The sequence below is a fragment of the Salinivibrio sp. VYel1 genome, assembly GCF_009377945.1.
Lineage (GTDB): Bacteria > Pseudomonadota > Gammaproteobacteria > Enterobacterales > Vibrionaceae > Salinivibrio > Salinivibrio siamensis.
The window spans coordinates 60,899-79,027 of the sequence record NZ_RSAM01000015.1 but is presented as its reverse complement, the minus strand read 5'-3'; the positions used below and the strand labels follow the sequence as shown (position 1 = coordinate 79,027).

The window sequence follows — 18,129 nt, the reverse complement described above, 5'->3', positions numbered from 1 at the left end:
AACTCTATCAAGATTCTGATAGATAAAAAGTCACCAATCAGCAATAAAAACCACACCTTTTGATGTGACTGCTATACCTATCATTGTGTGGTTCAAAAAACTGCCTTTCATTTATTAAGTAATCAATTAACTCGACAAATGCGTTTTTTTTGGTGCTTATCGCTGTCATTGTTTACACGCTGTTAAATAACTTTGCTTTATTCTATGCGCGATTTGCTTTAAAACAGGGGAAAGCGTAATACCTTATATCTTTATGATATGAAGTGTATTTTTTGTTTGACGCTTGGGTACACAATCGTAGCCAAGTGAATGAATATTCGAGCCGACTGTGTCATTATGGCATTTTCTGCTGTGATGTTGATTTTTTGTGAAATGTTTGCCAGATTAAATCCGCATCTCTCCGAGGCAAGATCATATCACCTTGTTTTGGTAAGGAAGTCGATCGTCACCTAAGACGATATCAAGGATGAAAAATGTCACTGCTAGAAGTAAATAATCTACGAATAGAGTACCCGTCTCGCCATGGCGTTCACGCCGCCGTGACGTCATTGTCATTAACGATTGAGCGCGGTGAGATTGTTGGCGTGGTGGGTGAGTCTGGGGCGGGCAAGTCAACGGTGGGTAATGCCGTGATTGATTTGCTCAGTCCGCCGGGTCGCATTGCCAGTGGCGATGTGTATCTGGACGGTAAAAAAATCTCCGGGCTAACCCCCAACGAAATGCGCAAAGTGCGCGGTGATAAAATTGGGTTTATCTTTCAAGACCCGATGACCTCCCTGAATCCGCTGTTTACGGTCGAGCAGCAGCTTACCGAAACCATTTTGACCAACTTGAATGTGACGCAGCAACAGGCCTATCAGCGCGCGCTTAATTTAATGGAGCAGGTGGGGATCCCTGAGCCAGAGCTGCGCATCAAACAATACCCCCATCAGTTTTCCGGCGGGATGCGTCAGCGCGTGGTGATTGCGGTTGCGCTGGCCGGGGAGCCGGATCTCATCATTGCCGATGAGCCGACCACGGCGTTGGATGTGTCCATCCAAGATCAAATCCTTAACCTCATCCGCGACTTATGCCAAAAGAAAAATGTTGGCTGTATGCTGGTCACCCATGATATGGGCGTGGTCGCCAATGTGACCGACCGTGTCGCGGTGATGTATCGTGGTGATTTGGTGGAGCTGGGCACCACCCAGCAAGTGTTAGGTGAGCCTCAGCATCCTTACACGCAAAGTCTCATTTCAGCGGTGCCACGCTCTGATATCAAGCTGGACCGCTTTCCGCTGGTCAATTATATCGAGGAAGCCGGTGAGACCCTTGAGCTTGATGTCAAGAATCACTGGCTGGGGCAAAGCCAAGATCAGCGCGCTTATAGCGGTCCGCTACTGCAGGTGAAAGATGTGTCCTTGCGCTTTATTACTAAGGATTCTCTCTTTGCGAGCCGCCGCGAATACGTCCAAGCCTCTGATCATGTCAGCTTTGACGTGGTTGAGGGGGAAACCTTTGGTCTTGTCGGTGAGTCGGGCTCAGGAAAGTCGACCATTGCGCGCGCGATCACCGGGCTTTATCCGCCCAACACGGGGCAAATCATTTTTGAAGATATCGATCTGACCGCGATTAAAAACGAACGCGCCCGACGTCCTATCCGTCGCCAAATGCAAATGGTGTTTCAAAACCCGTATTCATCCATGAACCCACGGATGAAGATTTACGACATTATCGCTGAGCCCATTCGTTTTCACCGTTTGGCCGAAAGCGAGTCTCAAATCCGCCAAATCGTCGGCGACTTGCTTGATCACGTTGGCCTGGGTCGCGGCGCAGGGATTAAATATCCGCACGAGTTCTCTGGGGGGCAACGCCAGCGTATTTCGATTGCTCGCGCATTGGCGACGCGTCCGCGTTTACTGATTTGCGATGAGCCGACATCCGCGTTGGATGTGTCAGTACAGGCGCAAATTTTGAACCTGCTCAAAGATCTGCAGGACGAGCTCAATCTCACCATGTTGTTTATCAGTCACGATTTGCCGGTGATTCGCCAAATGTGTGACCGCATTGGTGTGATGCGCAAAGGCCAGCTGTTAGAAGTGGCACCGACAGAGCAACTGTTTACTAACCCACAACACGAATATAGCCGTCAGCTTATCTCATTGATGCCAGAGTTTAAGGGAATGAGCACGGAAGGTTTGCAACCGGCATAGCACGCTATGTCGACGCGGCATTGCGCCGCACCTCATCCATGATGCAAACACAGCAGGGGGCAACCCCTACGCATAAAGGAGCTATGCAATGAAAACAATGAAGAGCAAGATTGCCGTGGCGCTTATGGCCGCCGGCCTGAGCGTTAGTGCCGCGGCTGCAGATATCACCGTCGCGTATGATGCGGATCCGGTTTCTCTGGACCCTCATGAGCAGCTTTCCGGTGGTACGCTACAGCTATCACACATGGTCTTCGACCCCTTGGTCCGCTTTACCCAAGAGATGGACTTTGAGCCTCGCCTCGCCACGTCTTGGGAGCGTATCGATAATGAAACCGTGCGTTTCAATCTTCGCGAAGGCGTGACGTTCCATTCCGGAAACGCGTTTACTGCCGACGATGTGGTGTGGACCTTTGATCGTTTGAAATCATCCCCCGACTTTAAAGGGATTTTCACCCCAATCGTTGATATCAAAAAAGTCGACGAGCACACGGTGGATGTGGTGACGGACGGTACCTACCCGCTGGTAGAAAACGTCATGACCTACGTGTTCCCGATGGACAGCAAGTTCTACAGTGGTGAGACAGAAGACGGCCGTGATAAATCTGAGCTGAAGAAAAATGGCTCAACCTATGCGTCGACACACCTGTCAGGCACCGGGCCGTATGTGGTTGACGAACGTGAACAAGGCGTGGTTGTCGAGTTTGACCGTAATGAGAATTACTGGGACAAAGACAGCGAAGGCAATGTGGATAACATCACGCTGCGTCCGATCAAAGAAGATGCCACCCGCGTCGCGGCGCTGCTGTCTGGTGATGTCGACATGATTGCGCCTGTTTCTCCTAACGACTATCGCCGTATCGAACGTGCCGACGAGCTGCAATTGGTGACCATGCCAGGGACGCGGGTCATCACCTTCCAAATGAACCAGAGTGTGGTGGATGAGTTTAAAGATCCACGTGTTCGCCAAGCGGTGGCTTATGCGGTCAACAACGAAGGTATCGCGCAGAAGATCATGAAAGGGGCGGCCACGCCCGCGAGCCAGCAAAGCCCAGTCGGGTATGCAGGCTATAATCCTGATCTCGAGCCACGTTATGACCTGGCGAAAGCGAAAAAACTGATGGAAGAGGCCGGTTACCCAGATGGTTTCTCAATCACCATGATTGCCCCTAACAACCGTTACGTGAACGATGAAAAAATCGCTCAAGCGGTGGCGGCAATGATGGCGAAAATTGGTATCAAGGTTGACTTGCAAACCATGCCAAAAGCGCAGTACTGGCCTGAGTTTGATAAGTGCGAAGCGGGCATGCAGATGATCGGTTGGCACCCAGATACAGAAGATTCTGCCAACTTCACCGAGTTCCTCACCATGACACGTGATGCGGACACCGGTAAGGGTCAGTATAACTGTGGCCACTACTCGAACAGCGAAGTGGATAAGCTGGTGATGGAAGCCAACTCAGAAACGGATCTGGAAAAGCGTAGTGCGATGCTGCAAAAGGTCGAGAAGATCCTGTATGACGAAGCGGCCTTCTTACCTCTGCACTGGCAAGATCCATCATGGGCAGCCAAAAATAACGTTAACATCGAGCCGATCGTTAACGGTATGAACTTCCCTTACTTCGGCGATCTAGTGGTCGAGTAATGGACTAAAACAGGGCCCCAACCGCTGGGGCCCTGATTATCCAATCGCTTAGAGGCACACATGGTAACGTTTTTAGTCAAACGTCTGGTACAGGCACTGATTGTGATGTTTGTCATCAGTCTGGTGGCGTTTGCTATCCAAGACAACCTCGGCGACCCCTTGCGGGAGCTGGTGGGGCAATCAGTATCAGAAGCGGAGCGTGATGCGCTGCGTGATGAAATGGGGCTTAACGATCCCTTCTTAACCAAATATACCCGCTTTGTAGGCAAGGCCCTACAAGGGGATTTAGGCAATTCTTATTTCTTTAAGCGTCCAGTCGTGGACGTCATTTTAGATAAATTGGTGGCAACGCTAGAACTCGTGGCGGGGGCGGCACTGATCATTGTCGTGGTGTCGATACCACTCGGGGTGTACTCGGCGATTCACCCCAATAGCATGCTCACCAAGATAATCATGGGCTTTAGTATCGTGGGTATCTCGATACCTGTCTTCTTGACCGCGATTATGCTCATGTATGTCTTCTCGATTGAGTTGGGCTGGCTGCCTTCTTATGGGCGTGGAGAAACGGCCAATTGGCTTGGCTGGGAGTCCGGCTTTTTCACCCTGGATGGCTTAGCGCATTTGGTGCTGCCCTCCGTGTCGCTGGCATCCATCATGCTACCTTTGTTCATTCGCTTGGTGCGCTCTGAAATGCTGGAAGCCTTGGGAACCGAGTATGTGAAATTTGCACGTGCTAAAGGGTTGCCCGAAAACAAGGTTTATTATCAGCATGCGCTGAAGAACACCATGCTGCCGGTGGTAACGGTTGGTGGTGTGCAAATCGGTACCATGATTGCGTATACCATTTTGACCGAGACCGTCTTTCAGTGGCCGGGGACGGGCTTTTTGTTCCTTGAAGCGATTAACCGTGTAGATACACCGTTGATTACCGCTTACGTGATTTTCGTCGGGCTGATTTTTGTGGTGACCAACACCATTGTCGATCTGCTGTATGGCTTGATTAACCCAACGGTTAACTTAACCGGCAAGGAGGCGTAAGCGATGACACAAGCGAATACAACACCAAGTCGTTGGCAGCGCTTCTTGGACTCTGACTTCTTCTACCACTTTAAGCGTGACAAGGTGGCGATCGCTAGCTTCACCATTTTCATGGTGTTCTTATTGCTCGCGATCTTTGCGCCCTTAGTGTCCCCAACCAATCCCTATGATTTAATGGCGATTGATATTATGGACTCTGAGCTCCCCCCTGTCTGGATGGAGTGGAGCGATCCGCGCTTTTTGCTCGGCACGGATAACCAAGGGCGAGATATTTTGTCGACCATTATTTATGGTTTACGGATCTCTTTGACCATAGGTTTGTGTGCCGTCGGCCTGCAGTTGATTCTGGGGACGGTGATTGGTCTGAGTGCCGGCTATTTTGGTGGCCGCATTGATAGCTTTTTTATGCGTATCGCCGATATCCAGCTGTCTTTCTCGACCATGATGGTCGCTATTATTGTCTCAGCGATTTTTAAAGCCAGCTTTGGCAGTGAGTTTTATAGCCAATACGCGATTTTAATGCTGGTGGTGATTATCGGGATTGCCGAGTGGCCACAGTATGCGCGGACCATTCGTGCCTCTGTCCTGGCAGAAAAGAAAAAAGAATATGTGGAAGCAGCGCGAGTGATGGGTTTCCGCTCGCCACGGATCATGTTCCGTCATATTCTTCCCAACTGCTTGTCGCCCATCTTGGTGATTTCAACCGTGCAGGTTGCCAATGCGATTATGTCTGAGGCGGCACTGTCTTTCTTGGGGCTGGGGATGCCTGTCGATCAGCCATCACTGGGCTCATTGATCAGTATCGGTTTTAATTATATTTTCTCCGGCGCGTGGTGGATAACCGCCTTCCCAGGTATTGTGCTGGTCTTACTGGTGCTAGTGATCAATTTGCTCGGCGATTGGCTACGAGATGTTTTCAATCCCAAAATCTACAAAGGGTAAGGAAAATGGCTGCGTTCGCAGCCATTTTTTTTGATGGCTGTCTGACAGCTTGGTGATCCCTTGCTTGAGTCAATGTGTGACTTTGCTTAAGCTGAGCAGATTAGGTTATCAAGGGAGCGACTCATGGGGCGGTGGCGAGGTTTGGCTGTCAGTGTGGTAGCAGTGTGGGCAATTAGTGCGCCAGTGCGCGCAGAACAGAACCCTTGCGCCATTATCGACCGCCAACAAGGCTGGCCAATCATTGGCGAGACATGTGATATCGGACAAGGGTTGTGGGGCAATCAATCTCCGGATCCGCAGAGCACGGCGTTTTGGGTGCAATGCGGCGCCACGCAAGGCGTGCCATCACGCCAATTCTATCAGTCTCTGCGTCAAGGCTTACCGGACTTGCCGTTTCAAGTGCAGGTGCGTGAGGGGCGAGGACGTTGCTTGATTGGTCCGTATCCTAACCTAGACGTGGCTCAGTTGGTGCTAAAGCGGGTTCGTCAATTTGGACCAACCAAGCAGGCGGTGTTAAGACAAACCCGTCAGCCATTGTCGCAACCGGCCGTGATCCGCTTACCACCGCTGTCTCAAACCCAATCGACCTCGGGAGCTGAAAAGTCGGCGCCGATGGAAACGGCGATTACCTTGAGCCATTTTGGCTTACCAGAGCCAGAAGCTGGCGATAAGCAATACACCGAAAAATCCATGAGTTGGTTGCGTGTCCCTTATGCGCAGGCGGCACCTCGCTGTCAACGTGAAGGGATGGTGTTGGCCTCCCAGCAGGAATTGGTGCAAGTGGCGCAGGCGACAGATCAGCTCCCCATGCGCTTACCGTACTGGGTACAAGGCGCCAAGGGCGTAGATGCTCGAAGTGGCAAAGTGGTGACACGTAACGCCGATGCGGCGCTCAATGTCCTGTGTAAAAAGCGGTAGTCGCTATCCACAATAATAAGACGCCCCGCAGTGCGGGGCGTTTTTTCTCATTCGAAGGTAATTGACTGACTGCCTTTTCGGCTGGCGGAAATACTATGCCGCGGGAGGTTGTTCAGGCAGTGCTAACTTTAACGCTGTACGTGAGACATCACTCGCGGCTTTTCCCTGATCAAGCTTATCCAACACATCAGCCAAATACGCATAGTCGGTGACGTCGGCACGATACTCCAGGGCTTTCTCAAAGTGGCTGCGCGCATCTTGCCATTTTCCCGACTGCATAAGCAGTTGCCCAAGGGCGCTGTGAAGTACAGGGTTGCGGCTATCTTGCGTGAGCAACTCTTCCAGCATCACCACCGCGGGGTAGTTATCTGGCAAGTTTAGCGTCGGGATCAGGGCAATCAAGCGATCATCGGTGCGCTTTTTCAAGGCCTCGCGTAGCAGAATGTAGGCTTCTGAGTCGGCATTGCGCGCCGCCAGATGTTTGACTAACCCCGCTAAGAGTGAAGGCTGGTTGCGTTTGGCTTTAGGGAGTTGGTTCCAATGCGCCAGCAGTCCCTCGGTGCCTTGTTGACTGGCGACATGGGCCATTACACCTAGCTCAGCTCGCTCGTGTAGGGCATCAAATTGCTCATGATCAAGCAGTTGAGCCTTTTTCAAGGTGGGCAGAAGGTTAAGAAGCGCTGACCAATCTTCTAGATGAATATAGGTGTCTTTTAGCAGCGCCAGCATCACCGGGTTGCGAGGATGCTGACGTTTAATCGCACGCAACGAGGCCAAGGCTTCTTCGTGCTGACCACTTTGGCTATGGAGCTGCGCACGAGTCAGGGCGAGAGCCAAGCTATTGGCGTTAAGATCAGCGGCTTGCTGCAGGTATTGGTCACGCGCCTGCAGGTTTTGTCGCTGTTGTGCCGCCTCCGCGGCAGCCAATAAGTTATGCATAGGCGCATCGCTGTGAGGCCGAGCTTTGGCGAGGAGTTTTTCGGCTTTTTTCCACTCCCCTTCGCGTAACTTAATTAAGCCAGTTTGGGTTTGCTGGCGCGCTTTACGTTGCTTACGGCCGGATAACCAGCCTGTTGCGGTGCTGCTGATGGATAAAAGCTTTCTCAGTAGCCACTCCAGTGCCCATAATACCGCGATTAACATGCCAATCAGTACCAACAAGGTGGTAACACTCATTTCCAGTGTTTGTTCTGCCGCGGAGATCAAAACATAACCTTGCTGTCCGGCTAATTGAGGGCCAACCACCAGCCCTGCCGCCAGCACAAGGACGAGCAAAAGCAATCTAATCATGATTGGTCTCCTGTCAGCGGTGCAATGTCTCGACGCAGTCGGGTATTGATTTCATCACTGACTAGCGACTGGCTTTTCAGTTTTTGCGGCAGGTCGACGCCAATGGTTTGTTGGTTCAGCTCGTCAAGCTGCTCGACAAAGCGGCGAGTGGCATTGGCGTCTTGATTATAAAAGCGCAGTGTCCAGTCTTTTCCCATCTCTAGCGCTTCGTGATACAGGGTATCATTGCCTTCATACACGGCGCGCATCGCTTGATCGAGTTTGTTTTTTAAATTTTCTTGCAGGTAGTAACTTTGGGTGGGTGATAACAAGGGCACCACGTTGCCGTCACGTTTGCGGTAGGTGACAAAGTTATCGACAAAGTCTTTGACTGAAGTGGTGAGATTACTTTTCCAGTCATTCACTGACTCAGAGACAATAGGCGTGTCCACCGCCTCGGCGTCGGGAATGACCGCGCTGGCAAGCGGAAGATTTTCGACCCGCTGTTGCATGCTGGTCAAGCGCAGTACAATCCCATCTCTATCAACCCGTTTCACCGCCTTTAACGCGGTGATATCGTCAGCCATCGCCTGGCGAATCGGCATCAAGGACGGGTCGTTGAGCTGAGCAATGCGGTGATCGGCCGCTTCCATCAGGGCAGTGGCGCTTTGTGCATCTTGTTCTAGCCAAATTTTACGCCCAGCCATTCGGATCAGATAGTCGGCTTCTGCCAGTAACCAGTCATTGGGACGTCGGCCTTTCACTTCAGCGACGGCTTTTTGCAAGCTAGATAAACTGCTGTCCTGCTGGTTCAAACGTGTTTGAGTGGTGGCTTTCAGTTGCTCTCGCGCTTGTTCTGCCGCTTGCTTTTGTTGGTTAAGATCTTGTTCAAGGCGAGAGATATGAGATTGTTGCGCGGATACGGTGTTTTGCAACACGGTGGCTTGCTGGTGGCCATGATAAAATACCCAGCCACTGGAGCCGAGGGCTAATGCGATGGCGATAGCGCCGAGTAATATGCCGCCACGTCCCCCCGATGAGGTTTGGCTGGCTTTTTCAGGCGCCGGCGCATCTGTCGCGTGGGTCTTGGGTGAAGATGGCGTGGTGGCCTTGCTTTGTTTGGTGTCGGTATTTTTGTTGTCAGTCATCCGAAAGTCCCGTTTTACTTAACCTGAGCAGCGTGTTAACCAGTGCATCATTGGCCACGCTGTCAACGGTCGTAATCGTGTCAAAACCAAGCGCAGTGGCTTGATCTTGAATCCTTTTACTGGGCACCAGTATACGGCATTGGCGCAGCCAGTGCTGTCCGCTCAGTGTGATAAGTTGATCAAAGTAGGCTAATTGTTGGCCACTGGTGATAACGACTGTGTCGATAGCGTCATGCGGCCAGCTTACTACTTGCGATACTAAAGGCTCAATCGCCCATTGTCGCCGATAGGTCTCGCAATAGTGAACTTGTGCGCCTTGTGCTTGTAACGTTTGCCCCATCATATCGCGTCCACTCTCCCCGCGCAGAATCACCACTTGCGTCCCTGTCACGGCACTAAAAGGAGCAAGTGTAAGCATGCCTTCGCTGTCTTCACGGGTGGGGGTCAAGATAGGCTGCCCTGAGACGGCCTGCCACTCGTTGGCAGTGCGTTGCCCAACCGCGACGTAGTGACAGTCAACAGGCCATCCCCCGTTTTGGTGTTGCAAGGCTTGATGAGCAAATGCCACGGCGCGCGGGCTCACTGCGACCAAGATGCTACCGGAAGGCAGTGAGACGAGCAGACTGGCCAGAGACGGTAAGCCTCGCCCCGGCGTAAAACTGACCAATGGACAGGGGATCGCCGCTAGCCCTTGCTGGGCGAGTAGGGCGACTAACTGACTGCAGTCTGGCTCGGGGCGAACAACAACCGTGGTCATGCGTCGTCTTGATAAAGCTTATCCAAGATTTGACGCGCGCCTTGAGCGAGAAGCTGCTCTGCTAAATCGGTGCCGAGCTGTTCGCCTTTTTCAAGCGGGCCCGTGACTTCGCCACGTAAAATGGTGGAGCCGTCAGGTTCGCCGACCAACGCACGTAGCCAGATTTTATCGCCTTGAATGTCTGAATAGCTACCAATCGGAACCTGGCAGCCGCCCTCTAGGCGGTTGTTCATTGCGCGCTCACATAAGACGCGCTGCGTGGTGCTGGCATCAGACAAGGGCGCGAGCAAGGTGCGAATGCGTTCATCATCAAGGCGGCACTCAATCCCTACGGCGCCTTGGCCGACGGCGGGTAGAATGACTTCTGGTGGGATTTCGCTGCGAATGCGTTCATTCAAACCTAATCGTTTTAAGCCAGCGGCAGCGAGGACAATCGCATCGTACTGGCCGTCATCGAGTTTACCGAGGCGTGTCCCCACGTTGCCCCGTAATGTGTTAATGACCAGATCAGGACGACGCTCGCGCAATTGACATTCGCGGCGCAGGCTAGAGGTACCTACCACCGCGCCTTCAGGTAAGTCGTCAATGCTGTCGTAGTGATTGGAGACAAACGCATCACGTGGGTCGCCGCGTTCACAAATCGTGACCAGCCCTAATCCTTCAGGGAATTCAACCGGGACATCTTTCATTGAGTGCACCGCAATGTCTGCGCGGCCGTCGAGCATGGCTTGTTCAAGCTCTTTAATAAACAAGCCTTTACCACCGATTTTCGCCAAAGGCGTGTCCAGAATCACGTCACCTTTCGTGACCATCGGCACCAGTTCAACCGTTAGCCCCGGGTGAGAGCGCTCTAATGCGTCTTTAACAAATTCAGCTTGCCAGAGAGCCAAAGGGCTTTTGCGCGTGGCAATGCGTACAGGCGTTGAGTACATGGTTTGTTTTCCTTCTTGGTTCATAACACCCATCGTAACATTGGCGCTGGACGACTCGTAATCTCTGCCATGCGGTTTGGCGATTTATGACGGCGTTATGGTCATATAGGTGAAAAAATGTGATCGGTAGCGTATTATTTGCGCAAATAATGAGATCTGAAGGCGGCAATATGGCTGACTTACGACTAAGGTAGTAGAGCAAAAAAGTTGATATTGGTCTCAAAAAGCACCTATAGTGCGATGTTGATACCACCACACAGGCATCGGGGTTATTGGCTTTACCCGAGTTGTCGAGAGTGTTACATTGATCACGTTTTGTTATCTGCAATTGGGCGGATACGGTGAAGACAGTAACGTCGACCTGTTGACCGGGATGTCAACGAATCTGGATGATTGCCTTGCAAACATACGTAGAACAGCAAACTGAGCGCATAGAAGCGTTTAACCGCGTGAGAATGGATCGCGCGCGGTCCGCGATGAGCCGTCAGGCGCAAGCTATCTTTGATGTGCTGCCAGTGCTTTTACATCTAAATCACCCCGCATTACCCGGGTTTTGTGGCGACAGCGTGCCTTTCGGTATTGCTGATTACGCGCTCGATGAGACACAACGAGAGTTTGTCTCTGATTGCCTGATCCACTCAAACACCCGCTTCTCTTCTTTAACCGCCTGCGTGGAAGGCCGTGAGCGCCATCCGATCAAAGGGATGTATACCATGGGCAGTACCGGCTCGATGGGGCAAAGCCTCACCAGTGATCTCGATATTTGGGTGTGTATCGATGCCTCTGTAACGGCCGCTCAGCGCGATAAGCTTGATGCCAAATGCATGGCGATCTCGGAATGGGCGTTAAGCCAAGGGATAGAAGCCAATTTTTTTGTGGTTTGTGAGGGGCGCTTTCGTCATCATCTCTCCCAAGCGATGACCAGCGATAACTGTGGCACCAGCCAGCATTTCCTTTTGCTGGACGAGTTTTATCGCTCCTCTATGCGACTCGCCGGGCAAAAGCTGTTGTGGTACATGGTACCACCAGAGATGGAAGGCTGTTATGAAGAGTACGTCGACACACTGGTAGCTGAACATGGCCTTGACCGTCGTGATTGGGTCGATTTTGGCGGCCTGCCGACCATCCCGGCCGAAGAATATTTTGGCTCGAGTTTGTGGCAGCTGTATAAAAGCATTGATTCGCCGTATAAGTCGGTGCTCAAAGCGATTTTGCTCGAGGCGTACTCGTGGCAGTATCCCGGCACCCAGCTTTTGAGTGTGGATGGCAAACGCCGCTTCTATGCAGGCTGGGTCGATGTGTATCAATCTGATGCTTATTATCTGATGCTGGAAAAAGTCACCCGTTACTTGGAGTCGATTGGTGACACGCGCCGTTTAGATTTGGTTCGTCGTTGTTTTTACCTTAAAACCCATGAGAAATTGACCCAGTCCCCAGCGACTGGTTCGGTCGCTTGGCGCCGCGAAGTGCTGCGCTTATTGGCGCGTGAGTGGGGCTGGGATGAACAGGCATTGGCGTATCTCGATAATCGTCGCCATTGGAAAGTCGAGGAAGTACAGCACGCCCACAATGAATTGCTTGATGCTTTGATGCAAAGTTATCGGAACCTGATCCGCTTTGCGCGCCGTAACGACATTACATCCGCGATTAGCCCGCAAGATATCAGCATTCTCGCCCGCAAGCTCTACGCGGCATTTGAAGAGTTGCCGGGTAAAGTCACCTTGCTCAACCCGCAAATTTCGCCAGACTTACACGAACCGGATCTCACCTTTATTCAAGTACCGGAGGGGCGGACTAATGCGCCGGGATGGTATTTGTATAAGCACTCGCTTGATCCGGTCGATATCATCGGTCGCGCCCCACTTGAGCACAACAGCTACCTCTCCAAGCTGGTCGCTTGGGCATTTTTCAATGGGCTGCTAACAGAGTCTACACGCCTGGATACCGTGGTACGCGACGCCGATGTTGATATTGATACCTTGTATCAGCTGGTCAGTGATATTCGTAATACCTTCTCGCTCAACCCTCCACGTCCGACGCTGGATGCGTTGTCGAGCCCATGCGAAATCCGTCAGCTCGCCTTGTTTGTCAACCTGGAGCATGATCCGACATCAGCCTACAAAAAGCCGTCGATGCGCTTTGATTTTAAAAATAGCGATATTTTTAGCTATGGCCCTGAACAAACCTGCTTGGTGGGGAGTGTTGACCTCGTTTACCGCAACTCATGGAACGAAGTGCGCACGCTCAATTACCGTGGCGACGATGCCATTTTGGAAGCGCTAAAAACCATGTTGGGTAAAATGCACCAGGATGCGGTGCCGCCTGAGTCAGTCGATGTGTTCTGTTATTCGAGCAAAATGCGCGGTTTAATCCGAAACTTGGTTTACCAACTGGTGGCTGAGTGCATTGAATTACGTTTAAAGCCGGTTGAAAAAGAGAAGCGTCGTCGTTTTAAAGCCTTACGCATCGGCAAGCAAACTCATGGTTTGTTCTTTGAGCGTCGTGGTGTGTCAGTCCAGCGGTTGGAAAACTCGGTCGACTTTTATCGCTGTATTTCCACCAACAAGGTAAACGGCACGCCAGTGATGGTGGTGGATAATCCGCAGGATGTGCATCCGCCGGAAGTCGTGGATGCGTATGCCAGCGAGGGCTTAGTACAGTTTTTCTTTGAAGATTGTACCAATGGTTACAACCTCTATATTCTCGACGAGAACAATCGGGTGGAAGTGTATCGCCAGTGCAGCGGGGATAAAACCGAAATGGTACAGGGCGTAAACCGTTTTTATACCTCGTCCCACGACCGTTACAGCTACAGCGCGAATTTCATTAACTTTAATTTGCCGCAGTTTTATCAGATTGTCACCGATGACGGGGGCGACACCCAAGCCTTGCCCTTTAAATGTGATGGTCAGTGGCAGCCACCACGTCCGCCTTCTCAAGGCGGGTTTACCGGGCAAGTCGCATCATTTAAGTGAGCATAAGCGCCCGAGCCGCGGGCGCTTATGCGTGACCATGTATCACCAAGAAATAGGTTCGCCAGCGTGCTTACTGCACTCTTGCTGAACTAAATCCATCAGGATCAAGCCGGTTTTGCTGCAGGTCCACTCGCCGTCTTTGAGGGCGAAGTGGAACCCACCACTTTTTGACGCCACCCAAATTTCTTGCATGGGCTCTTGGCGATTAATGATGATCTGGCTGCCATCATCGAACTCCAGCGTCATCACGTTGCCAACGCTCTCATAATCGATGTCGGCGCCTGAGTCATCGATACCTTCTTCAATGGCCTGCATTTGTAAATCGACCAACTGATGATATTCCGTTGTGTTCATCCCGTTACATCCTATTGCTTTTCATGGTTGTGATGCGATTATAGAGGGCATTGACTCGATAATCACTGGCATTCACTATGCGAAAACTCGTCATTTTACTGATGTTCACTGGCATCATGACACTGACCGGCTGTGGCCAACAAGGGCCCCTGTATTATCCGGACCAACAACCGACGCAAAATCAATAACCAACGACGACAGGGAAGAGCACCTTGGACTATTTCAATTATCAGGACGACGGCCAGCTGTGGGCTGAATCACTGCCCTTGACCCAACTGGCCCACGACCACGGCACGCCCTTGTACGTATACTCGCGTGCCACCTTTGAGCGCCATTGGCACGCGTTTGACCGCGCCGTGGACGACCACCCGCATTTGGTGTGTTATGCCGTTAAAGCGAACGCCAATACTGGCGTATTAAATGTGCTGGCACGCTTGGGCTCAGGGTTTGATATTGTCTCTCAAGGTGAGCTTGAGCGCGTGCTCGTCGCCGGTGGTGATCCCGCGAAAGTGGTGTTTTCTGGCGTGGGCAAAACGGCCGCAGAGATGCGTCGTGCGCTGGAAGTAGGCATCAAGTGCTTCAACGTGGAATCACACTCTGAACTCGATCGCTTAAACCAAGTGGCGGGCGAGTTGGGTGTGCAAGCGCCGATATCGCTGCGTATTAACCCCGATGTGGATGCCAATACTCACCCTTATATTTCTACCGGGTTGAAAGACAATAAGTTTGGCATTGCCTTTGATCAAGCGCTGACGAGCTTCCGTTATGCGGCCAGCTTGCCACACCTTAAGGTCGAAGGTATTGATTGCCATATCGGCTCGCAGTTAACCGAGCTAGCGCCTTTTATTGAATCCACTGACCGTTTGCTGGCGCTGATTGATACCTTGGGCGATGAAGGCATTTCTATTCGCCATCTCGATGTGGGTGGCGGCTTAGGCGTGACCTACAGCGACGAGAAACCGCCGCAGCCATCGGAATATGCCAAAGCGCTGTTGGCGCGTTTGGACAATCATCGTCATCTTGAGCTGATTTTTGAGCCGGGCCGTGCGATTGCTGCCAATGCAGGGGTGTTGCTGACCAAGGTCGAATTCCTCAAGCACAGTGAGCACAAAAACTTTGCCATTATCGATGCGGGGATGAACGACTTAATTCGTCCGTCCCTGTATCAAGCCTATCAAGAGATCATCCCTGTGGTGCCGCGCGACGGTGAACCGCAAACCTATGATTTGGTTGGCCCGGTGTGTGAAACGGGTGACTACTTAGGTAAAAATCGCTCGCTGGTGTTAGAAGCAGGCGATTTGCTGGCGGTGCGCTCAGCCGGCGCGTATGGCTTTGTGATGGCGTCAAACTATAACTCACGCTGCCGTCCTGCCGAAGTGATGGTCGATGGCGACCAGGCACACCTTGTGCGCGAGCGCGAGAACTTGGCGTCGTTATGGCAGCTTGAACAGCGCCTACCAGAATAAGGATTGGCATGCAGGTACAGTTTGCAAAAATGCACGGACTGGGCAACGACTTCATGGTGGTTGACTGTGTCACGCAAAACGCGTTCTTTTCGCCGGATCTGATTCGGCGTCTGGCCGATCGTCATCGTGGGGTGGGATTTGATCAGCTTTTAGTGGTTGAGCCGCCCTACGATCCCGAAACAGACTTCCACTACCGCATTTTTAACCCTGACGCATCGGAAGTCTCGCAATGTGGCAATGGTGCGCGCTGCTTTGCGCGTTTCGTGCGAATGAAAGGCCTGACCAATAAGCATCAGATCAGCGTGAGCACCCAAGCCGGTAAAATGCTGCTGCACATTGAAAACGACAATCAGGTGCGTGTGAACATGGGCGAGCCGGAATTCACGCCGGGGAAAATTCCGTTTCGTGCCAACTCACAAGAAAAAACCTACTTGATGCGGGTGGCGGAACAGACCTTGTTTGTCGGCGCCGTGAGCATGGGCAACCCGCATGTGGTGACCGTGGTTGAGGATGTCGACCACGCCGACGTGGACACCTTGGGACCGCTACTTGAAAGTCACGAACGCTTCCCTGAGCGGGTCAATGCCGGCTTTATGCAGATCCTTTCCCGCAATGCGATTAAGCTTAGAGTGTACGAACGCGGTGCCGGCGAAACCCAAGCCTGTGGCAGTGGCGCGTGTGCCGCGGTTGCGGTCGGGATTATACAAGGCGTGCTTGATGAGCAAGTAACGGTGAGTTTACCCGGTGGAGATCTACGCATTCGCTGGCGCGGGCCGGGCCATCCCTTATCAATGACAGGCCCAGCGACACATGTATTTGATGGACAATTGCAATTATGAATGATGGGGTAGAAGCCTCGACACTGGAAACCATGCCGCTGAGCGACGAGGCGGTGGCGGCGTATTTAAAAGACAATCCAGATTTTTTTATTCGCCATCGCGATTTGCTGACGCAGCTGACCGTGCCACACGGTGAGCAAGGCGCGGTATCGCTGGTGGAAATTCAACTTAAGCGCCTGCGTGAGCGGGTGGCGGAGTTGGAAGAAGACATTACCCAACTGATGAGCCTAGGGGCGAAAAACGACGCGCTGTTTCGTGCTTTTGCTGAAGCGCATCAGGCACTGTTGCGTGCCAACACGCCACAGGCGGTGCAAGCGGCGTTAACGGCACTTAGCGAGCAACTGCAACTGACCGTTAGCTTACGGGTGTATGCGCCTATCGACGGGCTGCAGACCATGCCGCGTCAGGCGGTGGATCAATTAAAAAGCCATCATTTTGCTGGTCGTCGTTGCTATCTTGGGCGCTTGCGCCGTGTGGATGCGGAAGCGGTGATGGCAACGCCACCGGAGCTAGGCTCTTTTGCGCTGGTACCGGTTAAAGGGGAAGGCAAAGAGTGGGGACTGTTGAGCTTTGCGAGCGCAGATGGCGGGCACTTTCAGCCAGACATGGACACCCTTTTTATCGAACAGCTGGCCTCGCACTTGGCCATATTATGCAGCCAATGGGCGAAAAAGGGTGAGCGTCAGTGACAGCGGTAACGCCTGACCAAGCTGCTCCCCGTTCACTGACGGTCCCTCTTGACCGTTTTTATCAATATCAGCTCAGCGAACGGGGCCTTAGTGCCCATACGCAACGCAATTATCAGCGCCAGTTAGATAAGATTGTCGACTTTCTGACCGCGCGGGGTATCGCCCATTGGCAAGACGTGGATGCGGATTGGGTGCGACAAATATCGAGCCAAGCCAAACGCGATGGCCTTAAACCGGGCAGTATTGCGTTGCGGCTGTCCGCACTGCGCAGCTTTTTCGACTACCTCGTTCTCACCGAGAAGCTCGCGGCTAATCCGGCCAAAGGGGTCGCCGCGCCTAAGCAAGGGCGTCAGTTGCCGAAAAACCTTGATGTGGATGAAATGAATCAACTGCTCGAGGTGGATCAAGACGACCCGCTGTCGGTGCGTGATCGGGCGATGATGGAGCTGATGTATGGCGCAGGATTGCGTTTAGCCGAGCTGGTTGATTTAAACGTGCGTGATGTCTCGGTACGTAAAGGGGATTTGCGTGTCACCGGTAAAGGGGAAAAAGAGCGCATCGTGCCTTTTTCCGGCATGGCCAAAACCTGGGTAATGAACTGGCTGAAAGTGCGTAACCAGCTCCTCAAAGGGCCAGAAGAGGCGCTATTTATCTCTAAACTTGGCCAGCGAATTTCGCACCGTAGCGTGCAAAAACGTATGGCGGAGTGGGGACAAAAGCAGGCGGTGAATAGCCACATTAATCCTCACAAACTGCGTCATAGTTTTGCCACTCACATGCTGGAGTCGTCCGGGGATTTGCGCGCAGTGCAAGAGCTGCTCGGCCATGCCGATTTAAGTACCACACAAATTTATACCCACTTGGACTTTCAACACTTGGCGAAAGTGTATGACGCGGCGCATCCCCGTGCCCGCAGCACAGAGGCTAGCAAACCTCGTGCAGGTAAAAAAAACAACTCGGAGTCGTGA

Annotated in this window: 16 protein-coding genes; 11 read left to right on the top strand and 5 right to left on the bottom strand. The window is 52.3% G+C overall.

Annotation, left to right across the window (positions count from 1 at the left end; translation table 11 throughout):
• Positions 1-473 precede the first annotated feature (473 nt).
• The 5 genes from EHW58_RS13700 to EHW58_RS13680 all read left to right on the top strand — a co-directional run bounded on the left by EHW58_RS13700 (position 474) and on the right by EHW58_RS13680 (position 6,732).
• On the top strand, positions 474-2,192 hold the full coding sequence (locus EHW58_RS13700; RefSeq protein WP_046074481.1) for an ABC transporter ATP-binding protein: 1,719 nt from the start codon (positions 474-476) through the stop codon (positions 2,190-2,192).
• Between the two features lie 88 nt (positions 2,193-2,280).
• On the top strand, positions 2,281-3,834 hold the full coding sequence (locus EHW58_RS13695) for an ABC transporter substrate-binding protein (RefSeq protein ID WP_046074480.1): 1,554 nt from the start codon (positions 2,281-2,283) through the stop codon (positions 3,832-3,834).
• 60 nt (positions 3,835-3,894) lie between these two features.
• A complete protein-coding gene (locus EHW58_RS13690; protein WP_046074479.1) occupies positions 3,895-4,872 on the top strand; it encodes an ABC transporter permease in 978 nt (325 codons plus the stop codon).
• Positions 4,873-4,875: 3 nt separating this feature from the next.
• Positions 4,876-5,814 carry an ABC transporter permease gene (locus EHW58_RS13685; RefSeq protein WP_152797032.1) on the top strand — a complete coding sequence of 313 codons (939 nt, stop codon included), beginning with the start codon at positions 4,876-4,878 and terminating at the stop codon, positions 5,812-5,814.
• A 123-nt stretch (positions 5,815-5,937) separates the two neighbouring features.
• Positions 5,938-6,732 carry an SPOR domain-containing protein gene (locus EHW58_RS13680; RefSeq protein ID WP_077579521.1) on the top strand — a complete coding sequence of 265 codons (795 nt, stop codon included), beginning with the start codon at positions 5,938-5,940 and terminating at the stop codon, positions 6,730-6,732.
• 93 nt (positions 6,733-6,825) lie between these two features.
• Here EHW58_RS13680 and EHW58_RS13675 read toward each other — a convergent pair whose 3' ends face one another.
• The 4 genes from EHW58_RS13675 to hemC are packed head-to-tail and all read right to left on the bottom strand — an operon-like array spanning position 6,826 to position 10,838.
• On the bottom strand, positions 6,826-8,022 hold the full coding sequence (locus EHW58_RS13675; protein WP_077668091.1) for a heme biosynthesis HemY N-terminal domain-containing protein: 1,197 nt from the start codon (positions 8,020-8,022) through the stop codon (positions 6,826-6,828).
• Positions 8,019-9,149 (bottom strand): uroporphyrinogen-III C-methyltransferase, encoded by a 1,131-nt coding sequence (locus tag EHW58_RS13670; RefSeq protein WP_152797029.1) that lies wholly within the window; start codon positions 9,147-9,149, stop codon positions 8,019-8,021. Before EHW58_RS13670 ends, EHW58_RS13675 begins: the two co-directional genes overlap by 4 nt.
• Positions 9,142-9,906, bottom strand: a complete 765-nt coding sequence (locus EHW58_RS13665; RefSeq protein WP_077607186.1) for a uroporphyrinogen-III synthase — start codon at positions 9,904-9,906, stop codon at positions 9,142-9,144. Before EHW58_RS13665 ends, EHW58_RS13670 begins: the two co-directional genes overlap by 8 nt.
• Entirely contained in the window at positions 9,903-10,838 is a 936-nt protein-coding gene (hemC, locus tag EHW58_RS13660; RefSeq protein WP_046074500.1) for a hydroxymethylbilane synthase, read from the bottom strand. The genes EHW58_RS13665 and hemC overlap by 4 nt, the downstream gene beginning before the upstream one ends.
• 389 nt (positions 10,839-11,227) lie before the next feature.
• Between hemC and EHW58_RS13655 the strand changes: the two genes are divergently transcribed.
• Positions 11,228-13,813: a class I adenylate cyclase gene (locus tag EHW58_RS13655; RefSeq protein WP_077579519.1), complete on the top strand. Its 2,586-nt coding sequence runs from the start codon at positions 11,228-11,230 to the stop codon at positions 13,811-13,813.
• A 42-nt stretch (positions 13,814-13,855) separates the two neighbouring features.
• Here EHW58_RS13655 and cyaY read toward each other — a convergent pair whose 3' ends face one another.
• Positions 13,856-14,167, bottom strand: a complete 312-nt coding sequence (gene cyaY, locus EHW58_RS13650) for an iron donor protein CyaY (RefSeq protein WP_046074472.1) — start codon at positions 14,165-14,167, stop codon at positions 13,856-13,858.
• A 77-nt stretch (positions 14,168-14,244) separates the two neighbouring features.
• Between cyaY and EHW58_RS13645 the strand changes: the two genes are divergently transcribed.
• The 5 genes from EHW58_RS13645 to xerC are packed head-to-tail and all read left to right on the top strand — an operon-like array spanning position 14,245 to position 18,129.
• On the top strand, positions 14,245-14,355 hold the full coding sequence (locus tag EHW58_RS13645) for a lipoprotein (RefSeq protein ID WP_046074471.1): 111 nt from the start codon (positions 14,245-14,247) through the stop codon (positions 14,353-14,355).
• 24 nt (positions 14,356-14,379) lie between these two features.
• Complete coding sequence (lysA, locus tag EHW58_RS13640) at positions 14,380-15,633, top strand: diaminopimelate decarboxylase (RefSeq protein ID WP_152797027.1); 1,254 nt, start codon at positions 14,380-14,382, stop codon at positions 15,631-15,633.
• Between the two features lie 8 nt (positions 15,634-15,641).
• On the top strand, positions 15,642-16,472 hold the full coding sequence (gene dapF, locus EHW58_RS13635; RefSeq protein ID WP_077579518.1) for a diaminopimelate epimerase: 831 nt from the start codon (positions 15,642-15,644) through the stop codon (positions 16,470-16,472).
• On the top strand, positions 16,469-17,161 hold the full coding sequence (locus tag EHW58_RS13630; protein ID WP_152797025.1) for a DUF484 family protein: 693 nt from the start codon (positions 16,469-16,471) through the stop codon (positions 17,159-17,161). Before dapF ends, EHW58_RS13630 begins: the two co-directional genes overlap by 4 nt.
• Entirely contained in the window at positions 17,158-18,129 is a 972-nt protein-coding gene (xerC, locus tag EHW58_RS13625) for a tyrosine recombinase XerC (RefSeq protein WP_370517165.1), read from the top strand. Before EHW58_RS13630 ends, xerC begins: the two co-directional genes overlap by 4 nt.